Below are 22,513 nucleotides of genomic sequence, written 5' to 3' on the forward strand. Positions count from 1 at the left end.
CGTTATCATTTTCATATAGAAAGAAAAAGAGGTATTACAGATGGCTATTATCTTACCAGACCTTCCATACGCATACGACGCTTTGGAACCATACATCGATGCAGAAACAATGCACTTGCACCATGACAAGCATCATCAAGCCTACGTTAACAATGCGAATGCTGCTCTTGAAAAACACCCTGAAATTGGTGAAGACCTTGAAGCTTTGCTTGCTGATGTAGATTCTATCCCAGCTGATATCCGCCAAGCGCTTATCAACAATGGTGGTGGACACTTGAACCACGCTCTTTTCTGGGAATTGATGACTCCAGAAAAAACAGCTCCTTCAGCAGAACTTGCAGCAGCAATCGATGCAACATTTGGTTCATTTGAAGAGTTCCAAGCAGCCTTTACAGCAGCAGCTACAACTCGCTTTGGTTCTGGCTGGGCTTGGTTGGTTGTTAACAAAGAAGGGAAGCTTGAAGTGACTTCAACAGCAAACCAAGATACACCAATCTCAGAAGGTAAAAAACCAATCTTGGGCTTGGACGTTTGGGAACATGCTTACTACGTGAAATACCGCAACGTGCGTCCTGACTACATCAAAGCTTTCTTCTCAGTGATTAACTGGAACAAGGTAGACGAACTTTACGCAGCAGCTAAATAATAAAATATGGAGGGAAGAATTGTTCTTCTCTTTTTAAGGTTATAAAGCAGAAGTCTGACAGAATCGTCAGACTTTTTTCATTTTCAGGATATTCGTGCCAACTTGTAGAAAATATGGTAAAATAGAGTGTTAAGTAATCGTGGAAAAGGAAGACTATGCGTAAAGAAATTGCACCTGAATTATACAATTATAACAAGTTTCCTGGCCCAGAATTTCAGGTAAATGGGGATAAGGTTGAGACTGAAGGGATTGCTTTTACCTTGGTTGAAAATATCAAGGATGCCTTCGATGTGACAGTCTTTAATCAACGCTTCTCAGAAGTGTTAACCAAGTTTGATTATGTCGTGGGGGACTGGAGCAATGAACAGCTCCGCCTACGTGGTTTTTACAAAGACGATCGAACAGAGGAAAAAATTGAAAAGATCAGTCGCTTACAGGACTATCTTTTGGAGTATTGTAGTTATGGTTGTGCTTATTTTGTCCTAGAGAATCAAGCACCGAAGCGGGCTTCATTTGATAAAAAAATGCGTAAAAAGGATGAGGAAAACCTTCCTAGAAGAGGCAAGAAACCTTCGCAAAACAAGAGAAAACCAAATGCGGACAAGCGAAATAGACGTCGCCATAAGGATCAAAAGTCTCAGAAAGAGGACAAGGGACAGCGCCATTTTGTCATTCGTCAGAAATAGCTAGAGAATAAGGAGAAGAGATGAAACCGTCTATTTATAGTTTAACACGTCAAACCATGCAAGAATGGGTATTAGAACAAGGGGAAAAGAAATTCCGAGCAGATCAAATCTGGGAATGGCTCTACCGTAAACGTGTCCAATCATTTGAAGAAATGACCAACCTTTCCAAGGATTTGATTGCCAAGCTCAATGATCAGTTTGTGGTAAATCCTTTGAAACAACGGATTGTACAAGAGTCAGCTGACGGTACCGTTAAGTATCTTTTCGAGTTGCCAGATGGCATGTTGATTGAGACAGTACTCATGCGTCAACACTACGGTTTGTCAGTCTGTGTGACCACTCAGGTTGGCTGTAATATTGGCTGTACCTTCTGTGCATCAGGCTTGATCAAGAAGCAACGCGACCTCAATAACGGGGAAATCGTAGCTCAGATCATGCTAGTTCAGAAATACTTTGATGAACGTGGTCAGGATGAACGTGTCAGTCATATCGTTGTCATGGGAATTGGTGAACCATTTGATAACTACAACAATGTTTTGAATTTTGTCCGTACCATCAATGATGACAAGGGGATGGCTATCGGTGCTCGTCACATCACTGTTTCAACCTCAGGTTTGGCCCATAAAATTCGTGACTTTGCTAATGAAGGCGTACAGGTCAATCTGGCTGTGTCTCTTCACGCACCCAATAATGAATTGCGCTCAAGCATCATGAAGATTAACCGTGCCTTTCCGATTGAAAAGCTCTTTGCAGCTATTGAGTATTATATCGAAACAACCAATCGCCGTGTGACCTTTGAATACATCATGCTCAATGAAGTTAATGATGGCGTTGAACAAGCCTTGGAATTGGCTGAATTGCTCAAAAACATCAAGAAATTGTCATATGTCAACTTGATTCCTTATAACCCAGTTAGTGAACATGACCAATATAGCCGTAGTCCTAAAGAGCGCGTGATGGCCTTCTACGATACCCTCAAGAAAAAAGGGGTCAACTGTGTTGTCCGTCAAGAGCATGGTACAGATATTGATGCGGCTTGTGGACAATTGCGCTCCAATACAATGAAACGTGATCGCCAGAAGGCAGTCGCAGCAGTAAATCCATAAAATGACTAAAAAAAGAGAATTAATCTTAAGATTGGGAGTGGCTGTTTACAGCCTATGCATTGTCTGTTTTTGTTTTACTCCCCAGCCTCAACTTCCTACAGGAGTGGAAACTCCAGGTATTCAAACTTTTGGACGCCTGGTTTTTCTTTTAACTCCCTTAAACTCCCTTTGGAATCTGGGTGAAGTGACCAGTTTGGGACAAGTCATTTGGATCTTTTTGCAGAATATTTTAAATGTCTTCTTGCTTTTCCCACTAGTCTTTCAACTGATTTATCTCTGTCCAAACTTGCGACAAACCAAAAAAATCATCCTTCTCAGCTTTCTTCTGAGTCTAGGAATTGAGTGTACGCAACTAGTTTTAGATTTTTTATTCGACTTTAATCGGGTCTTTGAGATTGATGATTTGTGGACCAATACCCTGGGAGGCTATCTGGCTTGGGTCCTCTATAAAGGACTGCATAAAAACAAGATAAGGAATTAGAATGAGTATTTTAGAAGTTAAAAATTTGAGTCACGGTTTTGGTGACCGTGCAATTTTTGAAGATGTGTCCTTCCGTCTCCTCAAGGGAGAACATATCGGTTTAGTCGGTGCCAATGGTGAAGGGAAATCAACCTTTATGAGCATTGTGACTGGTAAGATGCTGCCAGATGAAGGGAAGGTGGAGTGGTCAAAATATGTGACTGCTGGCTATCTGGATCAGCACGCTGTGCTAAAGGAAAGTCAAACTGTGCGCGATGTTCTCCGTACGGCCTTTGATGAGCTATTTAAAGCAGAAACTCGTATCAATGAGCTCTATATGGAAATGGCCGAAGACGGAGCGGATATTGATGCACTCATGGAAGAAGTTGGCGAACTCCAAGACCGTTTGGAGAGTCGAGATTTCTATACTTTGGATGCTAAGATTGATGAAGTAGCGCGTGCCCTCGGTGTCATGGACTATGGCATGGATACAGATGTAACAGCCTTATCAGGTGGACAAAGAACCAAGGTCCTTTTGGCTAAACTCCTCCTCGAAAAGCCAGATATTTTGCTGCTTGACGAGCCAACCAACTACTTGGATGCTGAACACATTGACTGGCTCAAGCGTTATCTCCAAAACTATGAGAATGCCTTTGTCCTTATTTCGCATGATATTCCTTTCCTCAACGACGTAATCAATATCGTTTACCATGTGGAAAATCAACAGTTGACGCGTTACTCTGGTGACTACTACCAGTTCCAAGAAGTCTATGCCATGAAGAAATCTCAGCTAGAGGCAGCTTACGAACGTCAACAGAAAGAGATTGCAGACCTCAAGGACTTTGTAGCTCGAAACAAGGCGCGTGTTGCAACGCGTAATATGGCCATGTCCCGTCAAAAGAAACTCGACAAGATGGATATTATCGAACTGCAAAGCGAGAAGCCAAAACCATCCTTTGATTTCAAACCAGCTCGTACGCCAGGGCGTTTTATCTTCCAAGCCAAGGACTTGCAGATTGGTTATGACCGTCCTCTGACCAAACCCTTAAATCTTACCTTTGAACGCAATCAAAAGGTTGCCATTATCGGGGCAAATGGTATTGGGAAAACAACCCTGCTGAAGTCTCTCTTGGGCATTATTCCGCCAATCGCTGGAGAAGTTGAACGCGGTGATTACCTAGAACTTGGTTATTTTGAGCAAGAAGTAGAAGGTGGCAATCGTCAAACACCTCTTGAAGCTGTTTGGAATGCCTTTCCTGCACTTAACCAAGCAGAAGTCCGTGCGGCCCTTGCTCGTTGTGGTTTGACAACCAAGCACATCGAGAGCCAAATTCAGGTCTTGTCAGGTGGGGAACAAGCCAAGGTGCGTTTCTGTCTCTTGATGAACCGTGAAAACAACGTCTTAGTGCTTGACGAGCCGACCAACCACTTGGATGTGGATGCCAAGGATGAACTCAAACGCGCTCTCAAAGAATACAAGGGCTCTATCCTTATGGTTTGCCACGAACCAGACTTCTATGAAGGCTGGATGGACCAAATCTGGGACTTTAACAAGCTAACTTAAAAATGAGAAAAAAAGAAATACAGTATCGAATGCGGATACTGTATTTTTTAGGTTATTTAGGATTTAAAATCGTAATCTTTTACCACTTCGATACTATCGATAGTGATAGCAGTAGTTGGTTTGTCTTTTTCATCTTTTTCAGCCTTAGCAATCTTATCCACAACATCCATACCGTCAATCACTTGACCAAATACTGGGTGTTTACCATCTAGACTAGGATTTCCACCCTCTTTATAGGCTTCGATGATCTTCTTTGGATACTTGCTTGTAGGGAGTTTAGCAGAGGTATCTGTAGAGTTTTGGTTGATGAAGAACTGGCTACCGTTGGTGTTTGGTTGACCAGTGTTAGCCATAGCAAGGGCTCCGCGGATATTGTATAGGTAAGGAGAAATTTCATTTTTGAAACCAGTTCCCTTGTCCTTCGTTTTATCCTTATCATGCCAGATAGATTGACCCCCTGTACCATCTCCCTTAGGATCTCCAGTTTGGACCATAAAGCCATCGATGACACGGTGGAAGGTGATGCCGTTATAGTAGCCTTCTTTAGCGTGAGTAAGGAAGTTTTCAACCGCAAGAGGTGCTATTTTTGGAAAGAGTTTGATACGGATATCGCCTTGATTTGTGTGTAAAATGACCTCAGCTTCGTCTTCAGCAACTTCTTTAGAAAGTTGAGGGAAGTTAGCATTTTCATTGGTCAGAGCATCGTTCAAATCTTTGGCGGCCTGAGCAGCTGCTTTTGAGCTTTCTTCAGCAGAGATACTGGAGTCGACATAGTCATCACCACGGAGACCACGTTGGATACTAGTACATCCAGCAAGGGCAACAGTTGATAGTAAAAGAAGGGTTGCTAGTTTTTTCATTGTTTTCCTCTCAAAAATTCATTTCTATCATTGTACCTTAAAAGGGAGGGGAATTCAAATGTAAAAGATTTTACTAAAAGTTTCTAGTAGCTGAAAAAAATTGAAACTCTGTCAAGTTTTTTTCTTGACACCTGTTAGAAATCTGCTATAATAGAACATGTGCTAAATAGCTCAGCTATTTCACCGAAATAAAAAATAAGAAAAGAGACATTAAAAAATGGCAGTTAAAATCCGTTTGACTCGTATGGGTTCTAAGAAAAAACCTTTCTACCGTATCAACGTAGCAGACTCACGTTCACCACGTGACGGACGTTTCATCGAAACAGTTGGGACTTACAACCCACTTGTTGCTGAAAACCAAGTAACTTTGAAAGAAGACCGCGTTCTTGCATGGTTGGCTGATGGAGCTCAACCTTCAGATACAGTTCGCAACATCCTTTCAAAAGAAGGCGTATTGAAAAAATTCCACGATTCTAAATTCTCAAAATAAGTTTAAAGTAGGTTGACAGATGGATACGATTGAAAATCTCATTATTGCGATTGTGAAACCTTTGATTTCACAACCTGATGCCTTAACTATCAAGATTGAAGACACACCAGAGTTTTTGGAGTATCACTTGGATCTTGACCAAAGCGATGTCGGTCGTGTTATCGGTCGTAAGGGTCGCACTATCTCAGCGATAAGAACGATTGTCTACTCTGTCCCAACTGAAGACAAAAAAGTAAGAATCGTTATCGATGAAAAATAAAAAAAGCGGGACGGATGTCTCGCTTTTTTGTGAGGAGGAGAAGATGAAGGATCTAACGTTTAGACAATTACAAGCTTACTTACTCGAACATTACCAGCAATCTCGAACTGAGGAAGGCCTCTTTATCAAGTTAGTGGAGGAAGTCGGAGAGGTAGCAGAGGTCTTGAATGGTCGCTCTGGTCGAAAAGAGGGTGTCCAGGACTCAAATGAGGAACTAGCCAAAGAACTGGCTGATATTATTCACTACACTGTCGCAATTGCGGCTATTAATGACATAGACCTAACCAAAACCATCTTTGACAAAGATAAGAAGGCTGCCATTAAGTACCAGCATGAAAGAGATTTGGAAAGTTTTTTGGAGGGAGATTTGAGAAATATTGGACACTGATTATTTTTTTAAAATAGACTGGGCGATGTATATTGATTGGTTATTACGAATTATACAGATTTCGACTTTTATAGGTGTAATTTTAAAAATTAGTTTCCAGAATAAGGCCTATATTAATAATATCGAAATTCAGGCAATTAAACCAATCGAATTTGATTCCTTACATACGAGATTTCATCATGTTTATGAGTTTAAACATAATAAAAATGATAAACATTATAACCATTTGATTTTTTATCCAAAAGAGGTTGATATTGAAATTGTAGAATTTTATTCTTTAATCTATGATTCAAAAAGTAATCGTTTAGTCGTTCAAGATAAGATACATTCAGTCAAAAATTTAAAAAATTATACATGCTTATTGATTCATACAAATTTTCCTGAGACTATACCTAGTTTAAGAATGAAATGGAAGACAAGTCAAGGTCAAATTGGGGAGTATACATTTTATAGTAATATGTATAACGGGAATATAAATATTTCTTCTTTCAAATATAAATTAACATTAAAGAGGAAACTACTATCAATTTTGGGATTATAGCTGATTTTCTTCAACTTGTGAAAATCCCTGGAACGTGATAAAATAAAGGATAGAAATAGATACAGGAGACAAGATGAACTACTTTAATGTTGGGAAAATCGTTAATACGCAGGGTCTGCAGGGTGAGATGCGCGTCTTGTCTGTGACGGATTTTGCCGAGGAACGATTTAAAAAGGGAGCAGAGCTGGCTTTATTTGATGAAAAAGATCAGTTTGTCCAAACAGTAATAATCGCTAGCCATCGTAAGCAGAAGAACTTTGACATTATCAAATTCAAAGATATGTACCATATCAATGCGATTGAAAAGTACAAGGGTTATAGTCTCAAGGTCGCTGAGGAAGACCTAAATGATTTAGATGATGGTGAATTCTATTATCACGAGATTATCGGTTTGGATGTTTACGAGGGAGACAACTTGATTGGAACCATCAAGGAGATTCTGCAACCAGGTGCCAACGATGTCTGGGTGGTCAAACGAAAAGGCAAGCGTGATTTGCTTTTACCTTACATTCCGCCAGTAGTTCTCAATGTTGATATTCCAAACAAACGGGTTGATGTGGACATCTTAGAAGGGTTAGATGATGAAGATTGATATTTTAACCCTCTTTCCGGAGATGTTTTCTCCGCTGGAACACTCGATTGTTGGAAAGGCCCGAGAAAAAGGGCTCTTGGATATCCAGTATCATAACTTCAGAGAATATGCTGAAAAGGCCCGTCATGTTGACGATGAGCCCTACGGAGGCGGTCAAGGAATGTTGCTCCGAGCCCAACCCATTTTCGATGCTTTTGATGCTATTGAAAAGAAAAATCCTCGTGTCATCCTTCTTGATCCTGCTGGGAAACAGTTCGATCAGGCTTGCGCTGAGGATTTGGCTCAGGAAGAGGAACTGATCTTTATCTGTGGTCACTATGAAGGCTATGACGAGCGCATCAAGACCTTGGTAACCGATGAAATTTCCCTAGGAGATTATGTCTTGACTGGAGGAGAATTGGCGGCCATGACCATGATCGATGCGACCGTTCGCCTGATACCAGAAGTGATTGGCAAGGAGTCTAGTCACCAGGATGATAGCTTCTCTTCAGGTCTTCTCGAATATCCTCAATACACACGTCCATATGACTATCGTGGCATGGTGGTACCAGATGTTCTCATGAGTGGACACCATGAAAAGATTCGTCAGTGGCGGCTGTATGAGAGTTTAAAGAAAACCTACGAGCGCAGACCTGACCTGCTAGATAACTATCAACTAACAGCCGAAGAAGAAAAGATGCTGGCTGAAATCAAAGAAAACAAAGAATAAAGGAGAACCTTATGCAAGTAATCAAACGTAATGGAGAAATTGCTGAATTTGATCCAGATAAAATTTACCAAGCTGTCCTAAAAGCAGCTCAAACCGTTTATGTTTTGACAGATGATTTGCGCCAAAACCTTGCACAAGTTACTAAAAAAGTCGTTTTGGACTTGGAAGAAGCAAAAGTAGAACGTGCCACTATCAGCATGATCCAATCAATGGTTGAACACCGCTTACTTGGAGCTGGCTACATCACAATCGCAGAACACTATATCTCTTATCGTTTGCAACGCGATTTGGATAGAAGTGGTTATGGCGACCATATCGCCGTTCATCTTCATTTTGAACAAATCCGTTAAGAAAAAGAGTGGGATGCAGAGAACATCTCACTCTTTCTTAAATAGACTTTTCTGAGCTTTTTGTACAGTTGAGGGAACAAAACGAAGTCGTTTAATATCACTGATACGAATGATTCGGGTCACGTTTTTTGAAAAATTCTTGACGATAATTTGTTGGCGATTGGCGTCGTGTTTGACAATATCACCCGTAAAACTTGTCTCAGCAAGTATGATATGAACAGCCGTCGTCTTTTTCTGGATGGCTTGTTCAATCATAGCGGTGAGGGAGTTGTCCTCGATTTGAGGATGATCATCATTCCCATTGAGAAAACTATGTAGTTTATCTAGAACTAGTTGGAATGCCTGTCTCATAGAATCCTCCCTTCTTATATATCCACATTATATAAAATTTTCTTAAAAACTACAAGATTTTTCGAATAATCTAATGAAAACTAAAAAGGAGAACAAAATGGCAGAATTTACATTTGAAATCGAAGAACACTTACTGACCTTGTCTGAAAATGAAAAAGGATGGACCAAGGAAATCAACCGCGTCAGCTTTAATGGAGCCCCTGCAAAGTTTGACATTCGCGCTTGGGGCCCTGATCATACTAAAATGGGCAAGGGAATTACTCTTACAAATGAAGAATTTCAGGTAATGGTCGATGCCTTTAAAGGGCAACAATAAAAAGAATCTTGAGTAGAACTCAAGATTCTTTTTTTATGACACAATATAGTCACAGAGAGAAGTCTTAGCCAATTGAATAAAAGTCTCTCTAAATTCTTCAGGTGGTGTTGGATTATCTTTACGAACCCACACTTCAATGAATGAAATCGCCATTGTCGTAATGATATAGGCTATGTCCTCTTCACTAAAATTATATTTCAGCTGGTAGTTAACATTTTTTAGTACCCACTGAGAATATTTCTCACGTAGAAACTCCCTCCAACAAGTGGTGGCTTGAGAATTGTACAAGGTACCGACGACTTCTCGCTTTTCATAGATGAGAGGGAGAATGTGGTCTGCTAAGAAAGCGATGGGATCGCCATCTCGTTCAGGACAGTAGTTGTTAAAATTATTAAAGATCTGTTGATCAGTCTCCTTGTGGATATAATCGATAATATCTTCGAAGTTATTAAAGTGCTTTTGATAAATCGCTTGGCGGGAAATACCAGCTTCTGCAGCAATCTCAGTCATGGTAAAAGAAGTCCGCTGAGGGTTTCTCCTTGCAAGAGTGATAAAAGCACCTAAGATTAACTCTCTAGTTTTATTTGCCATAGCTTTACCTTCCTATCTATAAATATTAAAAATACTAGATTTAGTATTACCCCAAGTTTTCCTTTTAGCATAAATAAACTGAATAGATGATTATTCGAAAGCCTTTATAAGACTATTATATCATAGATTCATTATAAATAACAGATTATTACGGGGAGCTAATACTATTTGCAAACTCCTATTATATCAGTATTTTCAGACAATTCTTAGGATAGTCACTTTTTATATGGTATCATGAAATAATATATCAAAAAAGTTGACATCGTGTAAATAAATAACAAGGTGAATTGCAAGATTTTAATAAAAATATTCAACGATATGTAGTATAATAGTCATGGATGATATTTTGCTATATTTCCATCTGACCAAGAGTAATGATACTCCTGCTAAAGATTGAATTGAATAAGTATTTTAAATACTATAATAGTGTAATTGTTTTTCAAAGCAAGTGTTACAAGTATGTTATCGTGTAACAAATCATGCGATTGAAAGGGGTGTTGCCTACTGGGAGAAGAAGATGCACTATTCAATCAATTTCAATCATTTAGAAAGGAAAGTCATGAAATTTAAGAAATTGTGGCTCTATATTTTAACGCCACTACTCGTTTTATTGGGTTCTGCTGCTTTGACAAATACAGTTCAAGCACAAGAACTTAAAAATGTCATTACCAAAGTAGGAATTTGGGAGACTGATAATGGTAAGTTTGTGACACCAGATGCTAAAGGAGTTTACAACCTATCACCACAAAATCAATCTTACGAAAACTATAAGTTTGCTGCTGATTTTGATTTGAGCGCTTATGATGGAAAACTGAAGGATGGTGATACCTTTACATTCACTATTCCAGCTCCATTATCTGTTCGTTCTGAAACCTTTGAACTCAAAGATAAAGAGACTGATACTGCTGTAGGTGATGCAACAGTTGTTTCTAATGGTGACAACCAAGGTGGTAAAGTTACCATTACTTTGAAAAACCTTGCTGAGTACCTTAAGAAAAAAGGTGGTACAGAAGTTCGTGGTGTTTCAGGTACCTTCTACGTAGCTTTCAGCTCTAAGAAAGAAACAGAAGAAGAATCAATTCAACTTGATAAGACAGAAACAAAAGATGATGTCAATTTTAAGATGAAGTTCAAAAAAGGTGGAGAACAGGACTATTCTAAGGGTATTGGTAAAACAAACATTAGTAAAGTTAATGGTACTATCAATAAAGAAAAATGGGAATCAGCTCTCCTTGGAAAATCAGGAGATTATGTTCACAAGTGGAATCTTCGTGTAAACCCTAAACAAGCTGAGTACAACAAGATTGTAGTTCGAGACTGGGTTGACAAGGACTACTCACCAATGCAAATCATCCCTGAATCAATCGTGGTTACTGCTGGTTACTACAACAAGGTATACGCTTTAGTTGACGATGTAACTCTTGAAGCAGGTAAAGACTACGAAATCAAGTGGAATGATTCTTACACTGAGTTCACTATTACCTTTAATAATGCTAAAGCTATCCGTGCTACAAACGGTAAAGCAGCAGCATTCCGTATCGTCTATAACACAACAGCGCCAGCTGACGGAACAAAAGTTCAAAACAATGCTGAAATCACAGCTGATGATAAAGTTCTTCCAGTGAGCGATGATCGTACTGAAACTATTACAAAAGTTATTGGTAACTCAACAGTTACATCAGGTGGTACTATCCAACTGAAAACTGGTTACCGTATTACGCTGTATAAAGTAGATGAAAAATCACTTGACCGTCTTGCAGGAGCTAAATTTAAAATCACTCCTCCAGAAGGTGCAACTACAGCTAAAGAAGAAATAGTAACAACAGACGCTAGTGGTGTTGCCCAGTCTAAAATCTACACTGATGAAGACGTTAAAAAGGGTGAATTCACCATCACTGAAGTTGAAGCTCCTAAAGGTTACCAATTGGATTCTACTCCAATCAAAGTAACTGTTGGTCAAGAAGGTGTTATCAAAACAGTCACAAACAAACGCAACAACACAAAAGCTCAGATCCAAGCAATTAAAAAATTGACTGGTCGTGCGATGAAAGCTGGCGAGTTTGAATTTGACTTGTTTGATGATAAGACAAATAAAGTTGTTGAAACAGTAACAAACGATCAAGACGGAAACATTAAGTTTGCTGAATTGACATTTGACAAGGCTGGTACATACAACTATCACATCGTTGAGAAAAAAGCCAATAAAACAGAAAAAGGTGTTACTTATGATGCTAACCCTGTTGGCGTTACAGTCACTGTAACAGCAGACTCTGAAGGGAAATTGGCTGCAGCTGTGTCTTACGAAAGTGATGATAAGACTTTCGAAAACACTTACGCTGCTGAAAAGACTTCAGCTTCTCTTGAAGTGACTAAGAAGTTGACTGGCCGTGAATTGAAAGCTGATGAATTTGAGTTTGTCTTGAAGAATGATGCAGATGGTTCAGAACTTCAAAAAGTGAAGAACACTGCTGACGGTAAAGTAACATTCGCTCCAATCGAATATACTAAAGCTGGTACATACAACTATACCATTGTTGAAACAAACGCTGGTAAGACTGTTGATGGTGTGACTTACGATAATCTTGAAGTTAAAGTCACAGTAGAAGTTACAGATGACGGCGAAGGAAAACTTCATGCGAATGTGACTTACCCAGCGGACAAAGAATTCAACAACAACTATGGAACTTCAAAAGCAAAAGCAGCTCTTGAAGTGACTAAGAAGTTGACTGGACGTGAGTTGAAAGCTGATGAATTTGAGTTCACTTTGACAGACCAAGACGGTAATGTGAAAGAAACCGTGAAGAATGACAAAGACGGAAACGTTAAGTTCTCAGAATTGGAATTCGACAAAGCAGGCACTTATACTTATAAGATTGCTGAAAAAGCGGGTACAGCTACAGGTATCCAGTACGATACGAAAACCATCACAGCTACAGTAACTGTAGCGGACAATGGTAAAGGTGTCCTTGAAGCAACCGTTGCTTATGACGGTGAAAAAGTATTCGAGAATACTTACACACCAGTAGGGGCTACAAGTGTAACTCTTGGAGCTAAGAAAGTTCTTGAAGGTAAAGACCTTGAAGCAGGTAAATACAGCTTTGTTCTGAAAGAAGGCGACAAAGAGCTTGAAACAGTGACAAACGCTGCTGATGGAACGGTGACCTTCTCACCAATCTCATATGATGAGAGCCAAGTGGGAACTCACAAGTACACTATCTCAGAAGTTGTTGGCTCTGAAGCAGGAATCACTTACGATAAGACAGTTCAAGAAGTTGAAGTAACGGTTGAAAAAGTAAGTGCAACTGAATTGAAAGCAACGGCTTCAAAAGAAGCAAAAGATCTTGTATTTACAAACAAATACACTCCGGCGAAAACTTCAGTTTCTGTGAAGAAAGCATGGAAGGACGAGAACAACCAAGATGGTAAACGCCCAGCGTCTGTCACAGTTAAATTGCTTGCAGATGGTCAAGATACTGGTAAGACACTTGAACTTAACGCCGCAAACAACTGGGCTGGAAGCTTCACAGACCTTGATGCTGATAAAGGCGGCACACCTATCCAGTACACAGTAGTAGAAGTAACTGTTCCTGGTTACACTTCAGAAGTTACTGGTGACGCTGCCTCAGGATTCACCATCACAAATAGCTATTCTCCAGAAACAGTTGACATTAAAGCAACTAAGAACTGGGATGACGCGAATAACCAAGACGGCAAACGTCCAACTAAGATTACAATCAATCTTTTAGCAGACGGTCAGAAAGTCGATTCGAAAGAGGTTCAAGAAGCCGCAGACGGAACTTGGACTGTCGAATTCACGAAATTGGCAAAATATAAAGCTGGTAAAGAAATCAAATACACTGTAACAGAAGAAAAAGTTTCAGAGTATGAATCTTCTATTACTGACTTTAATATTACCAACAAGTATACTCCAAAAGCAATCGACTACAAGGTAACAAAAGTATGGAACGACGCGAACAACCAAGACGGCAAACGTCCTGAGTCCGTAACGGTTCAACTTTATAAAAAAGTAGGAGATGCAGATCCAGTAGCCGTTGAAGGTAAGAAATTGACCTTGACAGCTAAGGATAAGACGGACGCTAACACTTGGGTAGCATCCTTCACAAATCTTCCACAATACGAAGCTGGTAAAGAAATCACTTACTCTATCAAGGAAGTAGACGTACCAGCTGGTTATGAAGCTTCTGTAACTGGTCAAGTAGTGACTAACACTCACAATCCGGAAACAGTCGTTCTTTCAGGAACTAAGGTTTGGAATGATAATAACAACCAAGACGGCAAACGTGCAGATAAAGTGAAAGTTCAAATTCTTAACGGCGACAAAGTTGTTCAAGAAATTGAAGTTTCAGAAAAAACTGGTTGGAAGTTCGAATCAAAAGCACTTCCTAAGTATGAAAATGGTAAAGAAATCAAGTACACTGTCAAAGAAGTGGCTGTGAAAGAATACACCTCAGCAGTTACTACGGACAAAGATGGTAAGTACACAGTTACCAATACACATGCTCCAGAGAAAACATCTGTAAAAGGTCATAAGATCTGGAAAGATGAAGAGAACAAAGACGGTATCCGTCCATCTTCTGTCACTGTGAAACTCCTTGCCGATGGTAAAGAAACCGGTAAAGAAGCTACAGCTTCAGAAGCAACTGGTTGGACTTATGAGTTCACAGACCTTGATCGTTATAAAGACGGTCAAGCAATCAAATACTCTGTAGTAGAAGTTCCAGTTGATGGTTATACATCTGAAGTAGAAGGCTTCAATATCACAAATACACACACACCAGAAAAACCAACACCAGGTAAACCAAATGAACCAGGAAAACCAGGACAAAAACCTCAACTTCCTAATACTGGTGAAAAAGCATCTAGCGCAGCAGTAGTTGCAGGACTTGCTTTGATGGCAGTGACAGGTGGATTGTACTTTGTAAGCCGTAAAAATAAATAATCTCTAGATGAGAGTTGATTTTCAGTTAGTTCTTAGAAAGTAATTGGAAAGGAAATAGTCCAGAACACTTGTTCTGGACTATTTTTTTATCTTGAGAAATAAGGAAGGTTTTTCAATCGTTCGAGTAGGGGACGGCTAATGAAACTAATGGCAATAATCTTACCAAGATCAGGGAGGATAAAAGGAAAGACGCCAACAGCGAGTGCCTTGTCAAGGGACATACCAGCAAGGAAGTGGAGGCTGAGAATACCTCCGACAAAGACGAGGGAATCACCCAAGAGGTTGGCTAGGAAAATGCGAATATAGCCACTATGTTGATGAATGAGATAAGATGTAAGTCCTGCATAGACAAGGTCAAACCAAAGATAGCCTGAGCTTGGACCGACTAAAACGTGAAATCCTGCACCTCCCCCTGCAAAGACAGGTAAACCAATGGCACCCAGCAGGAGATAGAGAGCCACAGATAGAACGGCTTCCCTAGGTCTAAAAACAGTAGCAATCAGACCGATCGCAAAGTTTTGCAAAGTGAAGGGGACAGGACCGATAGGAAGACTAATTTGTGCCAATACGGCGATGAGAGCAGCACCGATAGCAGGAATGGCATAGATATGAGCTTTTTTCAAAACTGTTAACCTCTTTTCAAAATTATAGTAACTATTATACTAATTTAGTAACAGAAGTCAACCTATTTTTGAAATCAAGGTAACAATTTTGTAACGGCCGATTTTGTAAGTAAAAAGAGACCACATGGGGTCTCTTTTGGTAATTAGCGCATGGTTACAAATTCTTCTGAAGCGGTTGGGTGGATAGCTACCGTAGCATCAAAGTCCGCCTTGGTAGCCCCCATCTTGATAGCAACAGCGAATCCTTGAATCATCTCATCGACTCCGTAACCAAGTCCGTGAAGGCCAACAACTTTTTCGTCAGCACCGGCGGTGATGAGTTTGAAGCGAGACTCTTGACGATGGTTTGTAACGGCTGAGTACATAGATGCAAAGCTTGACTTGTAGACTTTGATGTTATCTTGGCCGTATTCTTTGATAGCTTGATACTCAGTTAAACCAACGGTTCCGATTGCTGGGTGGGAGAAGACAACTGTAGGGATAGTCGTGTAGTCCATCTTGGCATTTGTTTTCCCATTGAAGAGGCGTTCAGATAAGGTACGTCCTGCCTTGATGGCTACCGGGGTCAGTTCCTTCTCACCAGTCACATCTCCAAGAGCATAGATGCCATCTACAACTGTATTTTGATATTCATCCACTTGGATAAATCCACGTTGGTTGAGTGTGACGCCAGCCTTTTCTAACTCCAGACCGTCTACATTTGGACGGCGACCGGTAGCCCAGATAACTTGGCTTGCAGTGTGACTAGAACCATCTTCGAAATAAATGGTAATACCTTGCTCCGTTTCTTCGAGCTTGACGGGTATCTTATGTGTGTGCAAAGGTAGACCTGTTTTTTCCATTTCATTGACAAGTCCTTCAACGATGTAACTGTCAAAACTACGCAAGGGACGATCACGACGGACAAACAAATCCGTTTTTACTCCTAGCGCGTGGAGAACACCTGCTAATTCAACGGCGATATAGCCAGCTCCAAGAATCGCAACGGATTCAGGAAGTTGCTCCCAAGCAAAGACATCGTCTGAGCTACCACCGAGTTCAGCTCCAGGGATAGTTGGGATGCTTGGACGAGCGCCAGTTGCAATCACGATATGTTTGGCACGAATCAATTCGCCATTAACACTGACTGTGTGGGAATCAACGAAATGAGCACGACCTTCAATCAAATCAACACCGTTGCGCTTGAAACTTCCATCATAAGATGAGCGGGCACGATCGATGTAGGCTTCACGATTTTGACGAAGTTTTGCGAAATCAAATTGAACATCTGAACTTGTAAAACCATAGTCAGGGCCGTAGTGGTGGAAGCTTTCAGCAATTTGCGCTCCATACCACATGATTTTCTTAGGAACACAGCCGACATTGACACAGGTTCCACCTAATTTTTTCTCTTCGATAACAGCAGCTTTAGCACCGTGTTCGCCAGCTCGGTTCATAGTGGCAATGCCACCGCTCCCTCCACCGATGGCGATGATATCATATTCTCTCATAGAAAACTCCTTATAGCTTTGATAGTCATATTCTATCGTTTTTACTTTTTGAATGCAAAAATCTGCTACGGTAAAAAAATTATAAAAACGCTTGCCAAATTCAAAAAGATATTGTATTATATATCTAGCACAATAATCCAAAAACGAATACCGAACGAAATAATGGTCCTGAATTGTCATTGTTTCCATCTGAACTGTCATTGTTTGGGCTTGGTATTTCTGATATAATGGTTTTTGTAAGGCAAAAGAATAAAGGAGCTTAAAAATGAAAAGAAATAAGAAGGCAAAAAAATGGCAATTATACACAGCGATTGGTGTTGCCAGTGCTATTGTTATCGGTGCTGCGGGGATTTTGATTTTTAGACAACCTTCCCAGTCAGCAGTCAAGGAGGAAACCTCTCATATCGTTACTGCTAAGGAAGGTTCTGTTGCTTCATCGGTTCTCTTGTCAGGTACGGTTACAGCAAAAAATGAACAATACGTTTATTTTGATGCTAGTAAGGGAGATTTAGATGAAATCCTTGTTTCGGTTGGTGACAAGGTCGAAGAAGGGCAAGCGTTGGTCAAATACAGCAGTGTGGACGCTCAAGCTGCCTACGATGCAGCCGATCGTGCAGTTGCAAAGGCAGACCGTCACATCGAGGAGTTAAACAAAGCTCGTGAAAATGCATCAGTTGCACCAGCTTCTCCACAAGTTCCAACAGAAGCTGGACTCCCAGAACAAGCGCAAGCAGCGACTTCTTCAGTATCCTCTATTGATTCTCAAATCAGTGATGCCAAGGATAACCGTGCAGATGCCGTAGCTCAGCTCAACAAGGCTCAAGCTCAGCTAGATGCTGCAACAGTCCTTAGTACACTAGAAGGGACTGTAGTTGAAGTTAATCGTAATGTTTCCAAATCGCCAACAGGTAATAGCCAAGTGGTAGTACATGTCGTAAGTAATGAAAACTTGCAGGTCAAAGGGGAGTTGTCTGAATACAACCTTGCTAACCTTTCTGTTGGGCAAGAAGTTACCTTTACTTCGAAGGTTTACCAAGATAAGAGCTGGACAGGAAAAATCAGCTACATCTCAGATTATCCTAAAAACAATGGAGAAGCAGCAAATGCAGCCCTTGGAGGAAATACTGGATCTAAGTACCCTTATACTGTTGATGTGACCAGCGATATCGGTGAGTTGAAACAAGGCTTCTCTGTCAGTGTGGAAGTCAAAAACAAGAGTAAAGCCATCCTTGTTCCTTTAACAAGTGTCGTTACCGAAAATGACAAAAACTATGTCTGGCTTGTAGACGACCAGAAAAAAGCGAAGAAGGTAGAAGTTACATTGGGGAATGCCGACGCAGACAACCAAGAAATTACTTCAGGTGTGACAGACGGAGCCAAGGTCATCAGTAATCCAACATCTTCCTTGGAAGAAGGAAAAGAGGTGAAGGCTGATGAAGAAATTAATTAGTCTAAAAAATATCTGCAGGAGTTATCGAAATGGTGACCAAGAACTGCAGGTCCTAAAAAATATTAACTTAGAAGTTCAAGAAGGTGAGTTTGTCGCCATTATGGGACCTTCTGGTTCTGGTAAGTCCACTTTGATGAATACCATTGGAATGTTGGATACACCAACCAGTGGAGAATACTACCTTGAAGGGCAAGAAGTTGCAGGTCTTGGAGAGAAACAGCTGGCCAAGGTCCGCAACCAGCAAATCGGCTTTGTCTTTCAGCAGTTCTTTCTCTTGTCCAAGCTCAATGCGCTTCAAAACGTTGAATTGCCCTTGATTTACGCTGGAGTTTCGGCTTCTAAACGTCGGAAATTGGCTGAGGAATTTCTTGAAAAGGTTGAGCTGACGGAGCGTAGTCATCATTTACCTTCGGAATTATCCGGTGGTCAAAAGCAACGTGTAGCGATTGCCCGTGCCTTGGTAAATAATCCTTCTATCATCCTAGCTGACGAACCGACAGGAGCTTTGGATACCAAGACAGGAAATCAAATCATGCAACTGTTGGTGGAGTTAAACAAGGAAGGGAAAACCATTATCATGGTCACGCACGAGCCTGAGATTGCGGCCTATGCCAAACGCCAGATTGTTATTCGTGATGGGATCATCTCGTCCGACAGTGCTCAGGTAGAAAAGGAGGAAAACTAAGATGCAGAATCTGAAATTTGCCTTTTCATCCATCATGGCCCACAAGATGCGTTCCTTCCTCACCATGATTGGGATTATCATCGGAGTTTCGTCTGTCGTCGTCATCATGGCTCTGGGAGACTCCATGTCTCGTCAGGTCAATAAAAACATGACCAAATCACAGAAGGATATCCATGTCTTTTTCTCTCCTATCAAAAGCAAGGACGGCTCCTTTACGCAGAAACAATCCGCTTTGACAGTCAGTGGGAGAGAAGAGGATGTTCATGTTGAACCACCAAAACCACTGGAGTCTTGGGTCAAGGAAGCTGCCAAACTCAAAGGAGTAGACAGTTACTATGTCACCAACTCGACCAACGTTACCCTATCTTATAAGGATAAGAAGGTTGAACGAGCGACTCTGACAGGCGGAAATAGCACCTACATGAACGCAGTTGAAAATGAAATCGTTGCGGGTAGAAGTCTAAGACCGCAAGACTACAAGGAATTTGCCAGTGTGATTTTGCTGGATGAAGAACTAGCCAAGAGTTTGTTTGATAGTCCAGAAGCTGCGGTTAATCAAATCATCTCTGTTAATGAATTTAGTTACCGTGTGATTGGCGTTTATACCAGCAATGAAGCCAAAACTGCTAAAGCCTTTGGGATTGGTGGTCTTCCAATTACGACCAATATCTCTCTTGCAGCCAATTTTAATACTGATGAAATCTCGAATATCGTCTTTCGTGTCAATGATACTAGTCTAACGCAGACCTTGGGACCAGAGTTGGCTCGAAAACTGACTGAGATTGCAGGTCTTCAGCAAGGGGAGTACCAAGTTGCGGATGCAACTGCCGCCTTCCAAGAGGTACAACAACTATTTGGTTTTATGACCACCATTATCAGTGCCATCGCAGGAATCTCTCTCTTTGTCGGGGGAACTGGTGTTATGAATATCATGCTGGTTTCGGTGACCGAACGCACACGTGAGATTGGTCTGCGGAAAGCGCTCGGATCTACACGGGCTAATATCTTGGTTCAGTTTTTGATTGAGTCTATGATTTTGACCTTGCTAGGTGGTGTCATCGGTCTTGGGATTGCTGCTGGAATGACTATGTTAGCTGGAGTACTGCTTCAAAACATGATTGCAGGTATCGAAGTTGGGGTTTCCCTCCCAATCGCTCTCTTTAGCTTGGCTGTGTCAGCCAGCGTTGGGATGATTTTCGGAGTCTTGCCAGCCAATAAAGCGTCTAAGCTCGATCCAATCGAAGCTCTTCGTTATGAATAAGATATAGAGCAGAAAAAACAGGATGGACAGTTGTCTGTCTTGTTTTTGTATGGATTTTCCTATCGAAAATCACTAAAAATATGATATAATGAAGTGTTAGAAAAACAGGTTTCATTTGCCTGGAAAGGAAAAATTATGTCTGAAAAGAATTTTTATATTACAACACCGATTTACTATCCATCTGGTAAACTTCATATCGGTTCTGCCTACACAACCATTGCTTGTGATGTCCTAGCTCGCTACAAACGCCTCATGGGCTACGATGTCTTTTATCTGACAGGTCTTGATGAGCATGGTCAGAAAATCCAGCAAAAAGCGGAAGAAGCTGGCATCACACCACAAGCCTATGTTGATGGGATGGCAGTTGGTGTCAAAGAACTCTGGCAATTACTTGATATCTCATACGATAAATTTATCCGTACAACTGATGACTACCATGAAAAAGTAGTGGCTCAGGTCTTTGAACGCTTGCTTGCTCAAGATGATATCTACTTGGGTGAATACTCTGGTTGGTATTCAGTTTCAGATGAGGAATTCTTTACAGAAAGCCAGCTTGCAGAAGTTTTCCGTGATGAAGCTGGAAATGTAACTGGCGGCATTGCTCCATCAGGTCACGAGGTTGAATGGGTTTCAGAAGAGTCTTATTTCCTTCGCCTCAGCAAATACCAAGATCGTTTGGTAGAATTTTTCAAATCGCACCCTGACTTCATCACTCCAGATGGTCGTCTTAATGAAATGTTGCGTAACTTCATCGAGCCAGGTTTGGAAGACTTAGCGGTTTCTCGTACAACCTTTACCTGGGGTGTGCCAGTCCCTTCCAATCCAAAACACGTTGTCTACGTTTGGATTGATGCCCTTCTTAACTATGCGACTGCTCTTGGTTACGGTCAAGAGGATCATGCTAACTATGATAAATTCTGGAATGGAACAGTCTTCCACATGGTCGGAAAAGACATTCTTCGTTTCCACTCAATCTACTGGCCAATCCTTCTCATGATGTTGGATATGAAATTGCCTGACCGCTTGATTGCCCATGGTTGGTTCGTTATGAAAGACGGCAAGATGTCTAAGTCTAAGGGGAATGTCGTTTACCCTGAAATGTTAGTAGAACGTTATGGGCTTGACCCACTCCGTTACTACCTCATGCGTAGTCTTCCGGTTGGTTCAGACGGAACCTTCACTCCTGAAGACTACGTCGGCCGTATCAACTATGAATTAGCAAATGACCTTGGAAACCTCCTTAACCGTACGGTTTCCATGATTAACAAGTATTTTGATGGGCAAATCCCTGCCTATGTAGAAGGTGTGACAGAGTTTGATCATTCTCTTGCTCAAGTAGCTTCTGAATCAATTGCTGATTACCATACACACATGGATGCTGTTGACTACCCACGTGCTTTAGAAGCAGTATGGACTCTTATATCACGTACCAACAAATACATCGATGAGACAGCCCCATGGGTCTTGGCTAAGGATGAAGCCCTTCGTGACCAATTGGCAAGTGTCATGAGCCACTTGGCAGCTAGCCTTCGTGTCGTAGCTCACATGATTGAGCCATTTATGATGGAAACTAGTCGCGCTGTATTGGCACAACTTGGTCTAGCAGAAGTTTCTAGCCTAGAAAACTTGAGCTTGGCTGATTTCCCTTCAGGTGTAACAGTAGTTGCCAAAGGAACACCAATCTTCCCACGTCTCGACATGGAAGAAGAGATTGCCTATATCAAGGAACAAATGGAAGGCAACAAACCAGCAGTCGAAAAAGAATGGAATCCAGATGAAGTTGAACTGAAACTCAACAAGGATGAAATCAAGTTTGAAGACTTTGATAAGGTTGAGATCTGTGTTGCAGAGGTCAAAGAAGTGTCTAAAGTGGAAGGTTCTGATAAGTTGCTCCAATTCCGCCTGGATGCAGGTGATGGTCAAGACCGTCAAATCCTCTCAGGAATTGCCAAATACTATCCAAACGAACAAGAATTGGTCGGCAAGAAGGTACAAATCGTTGCCAACCTTAAACCACGTAAGATGATGAAAAAATATGTCAGTCAAGGAATGATCCTCTCAGCTGAACATGAAGGACAATTAACCCTTCTCACAGTTGATCCAGCTGTACCAAACGGAAGTGTGATTGGGTAAAA

Annotated in this window: 23 protein-coding genes; 18 read left to right on the forward strand and 5 right to left on the reverse strand. The window is 41.0% G+C overall.

Annotation, left to right across the window (positions count from 1 at the left end; translation table 11 throughout):
* Positions 1–40 precede the first annotated feature (40 nt).
* The 5 genes from sodA to KZX55_RS00425 all read left to right on the forward strand — a co-directional run bounded on the left by sodA (position 41) and on the right by KZX55_RS00425 (position 4,462).
* Entirely contained in the window at positions 41–646 is a 606-nt protein-coding gene (sodA, locus tag KZX55_RS00405) for a superoxide dismutase SodA (RefSeq protein WP_000974724.1), read from the forward strand.
* 155 nt (positions 647–801) lie between these two features.
* The gene (locus KZX55_RS00410; RefSeq protein WP_045617348.1) at positions 802–1,332 is read left to right on the forward strand and encodes a YutD family protein; all 531 of its coding nucleotides are present in this window, start codon (positions 802–804) and stop codon (positions 1,330–1,332) included.
* Positions 1,333–1,352: 20 nt separating this feature from the next.
* Positions 1,353–2,438, forward strand: coding sequence for a 23S rRNA (adenine(2503)-C(2))-methyltransferase RlmN (gene rlmN, locus KZX55_RS00415; RefSeq protein WP_000804762.1), 1,086 nt, complete (start codon positions 1,353–1,355; stop codon positions 2,436–2,438).
* 1 nt (position 2,439) lies between these two features.
* Positions 2,440–2,919, forward strand: coding sequence for a VanZ family protein (locus tag KZX55_RS00420; protein WP_045617347.1), 480 nt, complete (start codon positions 2,440–2,442; stop codon positions 2,917–2,919).
* Position 2,920: 1 nt separating this feature from the next.
* Positions 2,921–4,462 carry an ABC-F family ATP-binding cassette domain-containing protein gene (locus tag KZX55_RS00425; protein ID WP_248022732.1) on the forward strand — a complete coding sequence of 514 codons (1,542 nt, stop codon included), beginning with the start codon at positions 2,921–2,923 and terminating at the stop codon, positions 4,460–4,462.
* Between the two features lie 56 nt (positions 4,463–4,518).
* On the opposite strand, the gene KZX55_RS00430 is transcribed toward KZX55_RS00425, so the two are convergent.
* Positions 4,519–5,322: a peptidylprolyl isomerase gene (locus KZX55_RS00430; protein ID WP_248022734.1), complete on the reverse strand. Its 804-nt coding sequence runs from the start codon at positions 5,320–5,322 to the stop codon at positions 4,519–4,521.
* Positions 5,323–5,539: 217 nt separating this feature from the next.
* Here KZX55_RS00430 and rpsP point away from each other — a divergent pair, with 217 nt between their 5' ends.
* The 7 genes from rpsP (at position 5,540) to KZX55_RS00465 (ending at position 8,651) form a co-directional block, all read left to right on the forward strand.
* The gene (rpsP, locus tag KZX55_RS00435) at positions 5,540–5,812 is read left to right on the forward strand and encodes a 30S ribosomal protein S16 (RefSeq protein ID WP_000268760.1); all 273 of its coding nucleotides are present in this window, start codon (positions 5,540–5,542) and stop codon (positions 5,810–5,812) included.
* Positions 5,813–5,831: 19 nt separating this feature from the next.
* Complete coding sequence (kphA, locus tag KZX55_RS00440) at positions 5,832–6,071, forward strand: RNA-binding protein KphA (RefSeq protein ID WP_000379617.1); 240 nt, start codon at positions 5,832–5,834, stop codon at positions 6,069–6,071.
* Positions 6,072–6,114: 43 nt separating this feature from the next.
* Positions 6,115–6,459, forward strand: coding sequence for a MazG nucleotide pyrophosphohydrolase domain-containing protein (locus tag KZX55_RS00445; RefSeq protein ID WP_248022736.1), 345 nt, complete (start codon positions 6,115–6,117; stop codon positions 6,457–6,459).
* Complete coding sequence (locus KZX55_RS00450) at positions 6,449–7,000, forward strand: hypothetical protein (protein ID WP_248022737.1); 552 nt, start codon at positions 6,449–6,451, stop codon at positions 6,998–7,000. The genes KZX55_RS00445 and KZX55_RS00450 overlap by 11 nt, the downstream gene beginning before the upstream one ends.
* A gap of 73 nt (positions 7,001–7,073) precedes the next feature.
* Entirely contained in the window at positions 7,074–7,592 is a 519-nt protein-coding gene (rimM, locus tag KZX55_RS00455; protein WP_084853440.1) for a ribosome maturation factor RimM, read from the forward strand.
* Positions 7,582–8,301 (forward strand): tRNA (guanosine(37)-N1)-methyltransferase TrmD, encoded by a 720-nt coding sequence (gene trmD, locus KZX55_RS00460; RefSeq protein WP_248025019.1) that lies wholly within the window; start codon positions 7,582–7,584, stop codon positions 8,299–8,301. Before rimM ends, trmD begins: the two co-directional genes overlap by 11 nt.
* Positions 8,302–8,312: 11 nt before the next feature.
* Complete coding sequence (locus KZX55_RS00465; protein ID WP_248022738.1) at positions 8,313–8,651, forward strand: ATP cone domain-containing protein; 339 nt, start codon at positions 8,313–8,315, stop codon at positions 8,649–8,651.
* 27 nt (positions 8,652–8,678) lie between these two features.
* Here KZX55_RS00465 and KZX55_RS00470 read toward each other — a convergent pair whose 3' ends face one another.
* Positions 8,679–9,002: a hypothetical protein gene (locus KZX55_RS00470; protein ID WP_033585751.1), complete on the reverse strand. Its 324-nt coding sequence runs from the start codon at positions 9,000–9,002 to the stop codon at positions 8,679–8,681.
* 97 nt (positions 9,003–9,099) lie between these two features.
* Between KZX55_RS00470 and KZX55_RS00475 the strand changes: the two genes are divergently transcribed.
* Positions 9,100–9,318 (forward strand): YdbC family protein, encoded by a 219-nt coding sequence (locus tag KZX55_RS00475; RefSeq protein ID WP_248022739.1) that lies wholly within the window; start codon positions 9,100–9,102, stop codon positions 9,316–9,318.
* 33 nt (positions 9,319–9,351) lie between these two features.
* Here KZX55_RS00475 and KZX55_RS00480 read toward each other — a convergent pair whose 3' ends face one another.
* Positions 9,352–9,909, reverse strand: a complete 558-nt coding sequence (locus KZX55_RS00480) for a TetR/AcrR family transcriptional regulator (RefSeq protein WP_248022740.1) — start codon at positions 9,907–9,909, stop codon at positions 9,352–9,354.
* A gap of 559 nt (positions 9,910–10,468) precedes the next feature.
* Between KZX55_RS00480 and KZX55_RS00485 the strand changes: the two genes are divergently transcribed.
* The gene (locus KZX55_RS00485; protein ID WP_248022741.1) at positions 10,469–14,869 is read left to right on the forward strand and encodes a Cna B-type domain-containing protein; all 4,401 of its coding nucleotides are present in this window, start codon (positions 10,469–10,471) and stop codon (positions 14,867–14,869) included.
* A gap of 86 nt (positions 14,870–14,955) precedes the next feature.
* Here the strand turns inward: KZX55_RS00485 and KZX55_RS00490 are convergent, their stop codons facing one another.
* Complete coding sequence (locus KZX55_RS00490; RefSeq protein WP_248022742.1) at positions 14,956–15,492, reverse strand: biotin transporter BioY; 537 nt, start codon at positions 15,490–15,492, stop codon at positions 14,956–14,958.
* Positions 15,493–15,635: 143 nt separating this feature from the next.
* A complete protein-coding gene (gor, locus tag KZX55_RS00495) occupies positions 15,636–16,982 on the reverse strand; it encodes a glutathione-disulfide reductase (RefSeq protein ID WP_248022743.1) in 1,347 nt (448 codons plus the stop codon).
* Between the two features lie 265 nt (positions 16,983–17,247).
* Between gor and KZX55_RS00500 the strand changes: the two genes are divergently transcribed.
* The 4 genes from KZX55_RS00500 (at position 17,248) to metG (ending at position 22,511) form a co-directional block, all read left to right on the forward strand.
* The gene (locus tag KZX55_RS00500) at positions 17,248–18,432 is read left to right on the forward strand and encodes an efflux RND transporter periplasmic adaptor subunit (RefSeq protein WP_248022744.1); all 1,185 of its coding nucleotides are present in this window, start codon (positions 17,248–17,250) and stop codon (positions 18,430–18,432) included.
* On the forward strand, positions 18,416–19,117 hold the full coding sequence (locus KZX55_RS00505) for an ABC transporter ATP-binding protein (protein ID WP_084874936.1): 702 nt from the start codon (positions 18,416–18,418) through the stop codon (positions 19,115–19,117). Before KZX55_RS00500 ends, KZX55_RS00505 begins: the two co-directional genes overlap by 17 nt.
* A gap of 1 nt (position 19,118) precedes the next feature.
* Positions 19,119–20,378, forward strand: coding sequence for an ABC transporter permease (locus tag KZX55_RS00510; RefSeq protein WP_248022746.1), 1,260 nt, complete (start codon positions 19,119–19,121; stop codon positions 20,376–20,378).
* 135 nt (positions 20,379–20,513) lie between these two features.
* The gene (gene metG / locus KZX55_RS00515) at positions 20,514–22,511 is read left to right on the forward strand and encodes a methionine--tRNA ligase (protein WP_248022748.1); all 1,998 of its coding nucleotides are present in this window, start codon (positions 20,514–20,516) and stop codon (positions 22,509–22,511) included.
* Positions 22,512–22,513 lie beyond the last annotated feature (2 nt).

Origin of the sequence: Streptococcus halitosis, from assembly GCF_023147855.1 — a bacterium.
GTDB lineage: Bacteria > Bacillota > Bacilli > Lactobacillales > Streptococcaceae > Streptococcus > Streptococcus halitosis_B.

Bases quoted from the DNA above. Each gene is read 5' to 3' on its own strand.
- sodA (WP_000974724.1), top strand. From the start codon at position 41: ATGGCTATTATCTTACCAGACCTTCCATACGCATACGACGCTTTGGAA.
- KZX55_RS00410 (WP_045617348.1), top strand. From the start codon at position 802: ATGCGTAAAGAAATTGCACCTGAATTATACAATTATAACAAGTTTCCT.
- rlmN (WP_000804762.1), top strand. From the start codon at position 1,353: ATGAAACCGTCTATTTATAGTTTAACACGTCAAACCATGCAAGAATGG.
- KZX55_RS00420 (WP_045617347.1), top strand. From the start codon at position 2,440: ATGACTAAAAAAAGAGAATTAATCTTAAGATTGGGAGTGGCTGTTTAC.
- KZX55_RS00425 (WP_248022732.1), top strand. From the start codon at position 2,921: ATGAGTATTTTAGAAGTTAAAAATTTGAGTCACGGTTTTGGTGACCGT.
- KZX55_RS00430 (WP_248022734.1), bottom strand. From the start codon at position 5,322: ATGAAAAAACTAGCAACCCTTCTTTTACTATCAACTGTTGCCCTTGCT.
- rpsP (WP_000268760.1), top strand. From the start codon at position 5,540: ATGGCAGTTAAAATCCGTTTGACTCGTATGGGTTCTAAGAAAAAACCT.
- kphA (WP_000379617.1), top strand. From the start codon at position 5,832: ATGGATACGATTGAAAATCTCATTATTGCGATTGTGAAACCTTTGATT.
- KZX55_RS00445 (WP_248022736.1), top strand. From the start codon at position 6,115: ATGAAGGATCTAACGTTTAGACAATTACAAGCTTACTTACTCGAACAT.
- rimM (WP_084853440.1), top strand. From the start codon at position 7,074: ATGAACTACTTTAATGTTGGGAAAATCGTTAATACGCAGGGTCTGCAG.
- trmD (WP_248025019.1), top strand. From the start codon at position 7,582: ATGAAGATTGATATTTTAACCCTCTTTCCGGAGATGTTTTCTCCGCTG.
- KZX55_RS00465 (WP_248022738.1), top strand. From the start codon at position 8,313: ATGCAAGTAATCAAACGTAATGGAGAAATTGCTGAATTTGATCCAGAT.
- KZX55_RS00470 (WP_033585751.1), bottom strand. From the start codon at position 9,002: ATGAGACAGGCATTCCAACTAGTTCTAGATAAACTACATAGTTTTCTC.
- KZX55_RS00475 (WP_248022739.1), top strand. From the start codon at position 9,100: ATGGCAGAATTTACATTTGAAATCGAAGAACACTTACTGACCTTGTCT.
- KZX55_RS00480 (WP_248022740.1), bottom strand. From the start codon at position 9,909: ATGGCAAATAAAACTAGAGAGTTAATCTTAGGTGCTTTTATCACTCTT.
- KZX55_RS00485 (WP_248022741.1), top strand. From the start codon at position 10,469: ATGAAATTTAAGAAATTGTGGCTCTATATTTTAACGCCACTACTCGTT.
- gor (WP_248022743.1), bottom strand. From the start codon at position 16,982: ATGAGAGAATATGATATCATCGCCATCGGTGGAGGGAGCGGTGGCATT.
- KZX55_RS00500 (WP_248022744.1), top strand. From the start codon at position 17,248: ATGAAAAGAAATAAGAAGGCAAAAAAATGGCAATTATACACAGCGATT.
- KZX55_RS00505 (WP_084874936.1), top strand. From the start codon at position 18,416: ATGAAGAAATTAATTAGTCTAAAAAATATCTGCAGGAGTTATCGAAAT.
- KZX55_RS00510 (WP_248022746.1), top strand. From the start codon at position 19,119: ATGCAGAATCTGAAATTTGCCTTTTCATCCATCATGGCCCACAAGATG.
- metG (WP_248022748.1), top strand. From the start codon at position 20,514: ATGTCTGAAAAGAATTTTTATATTACAACACCGATTTACTATCCATCT.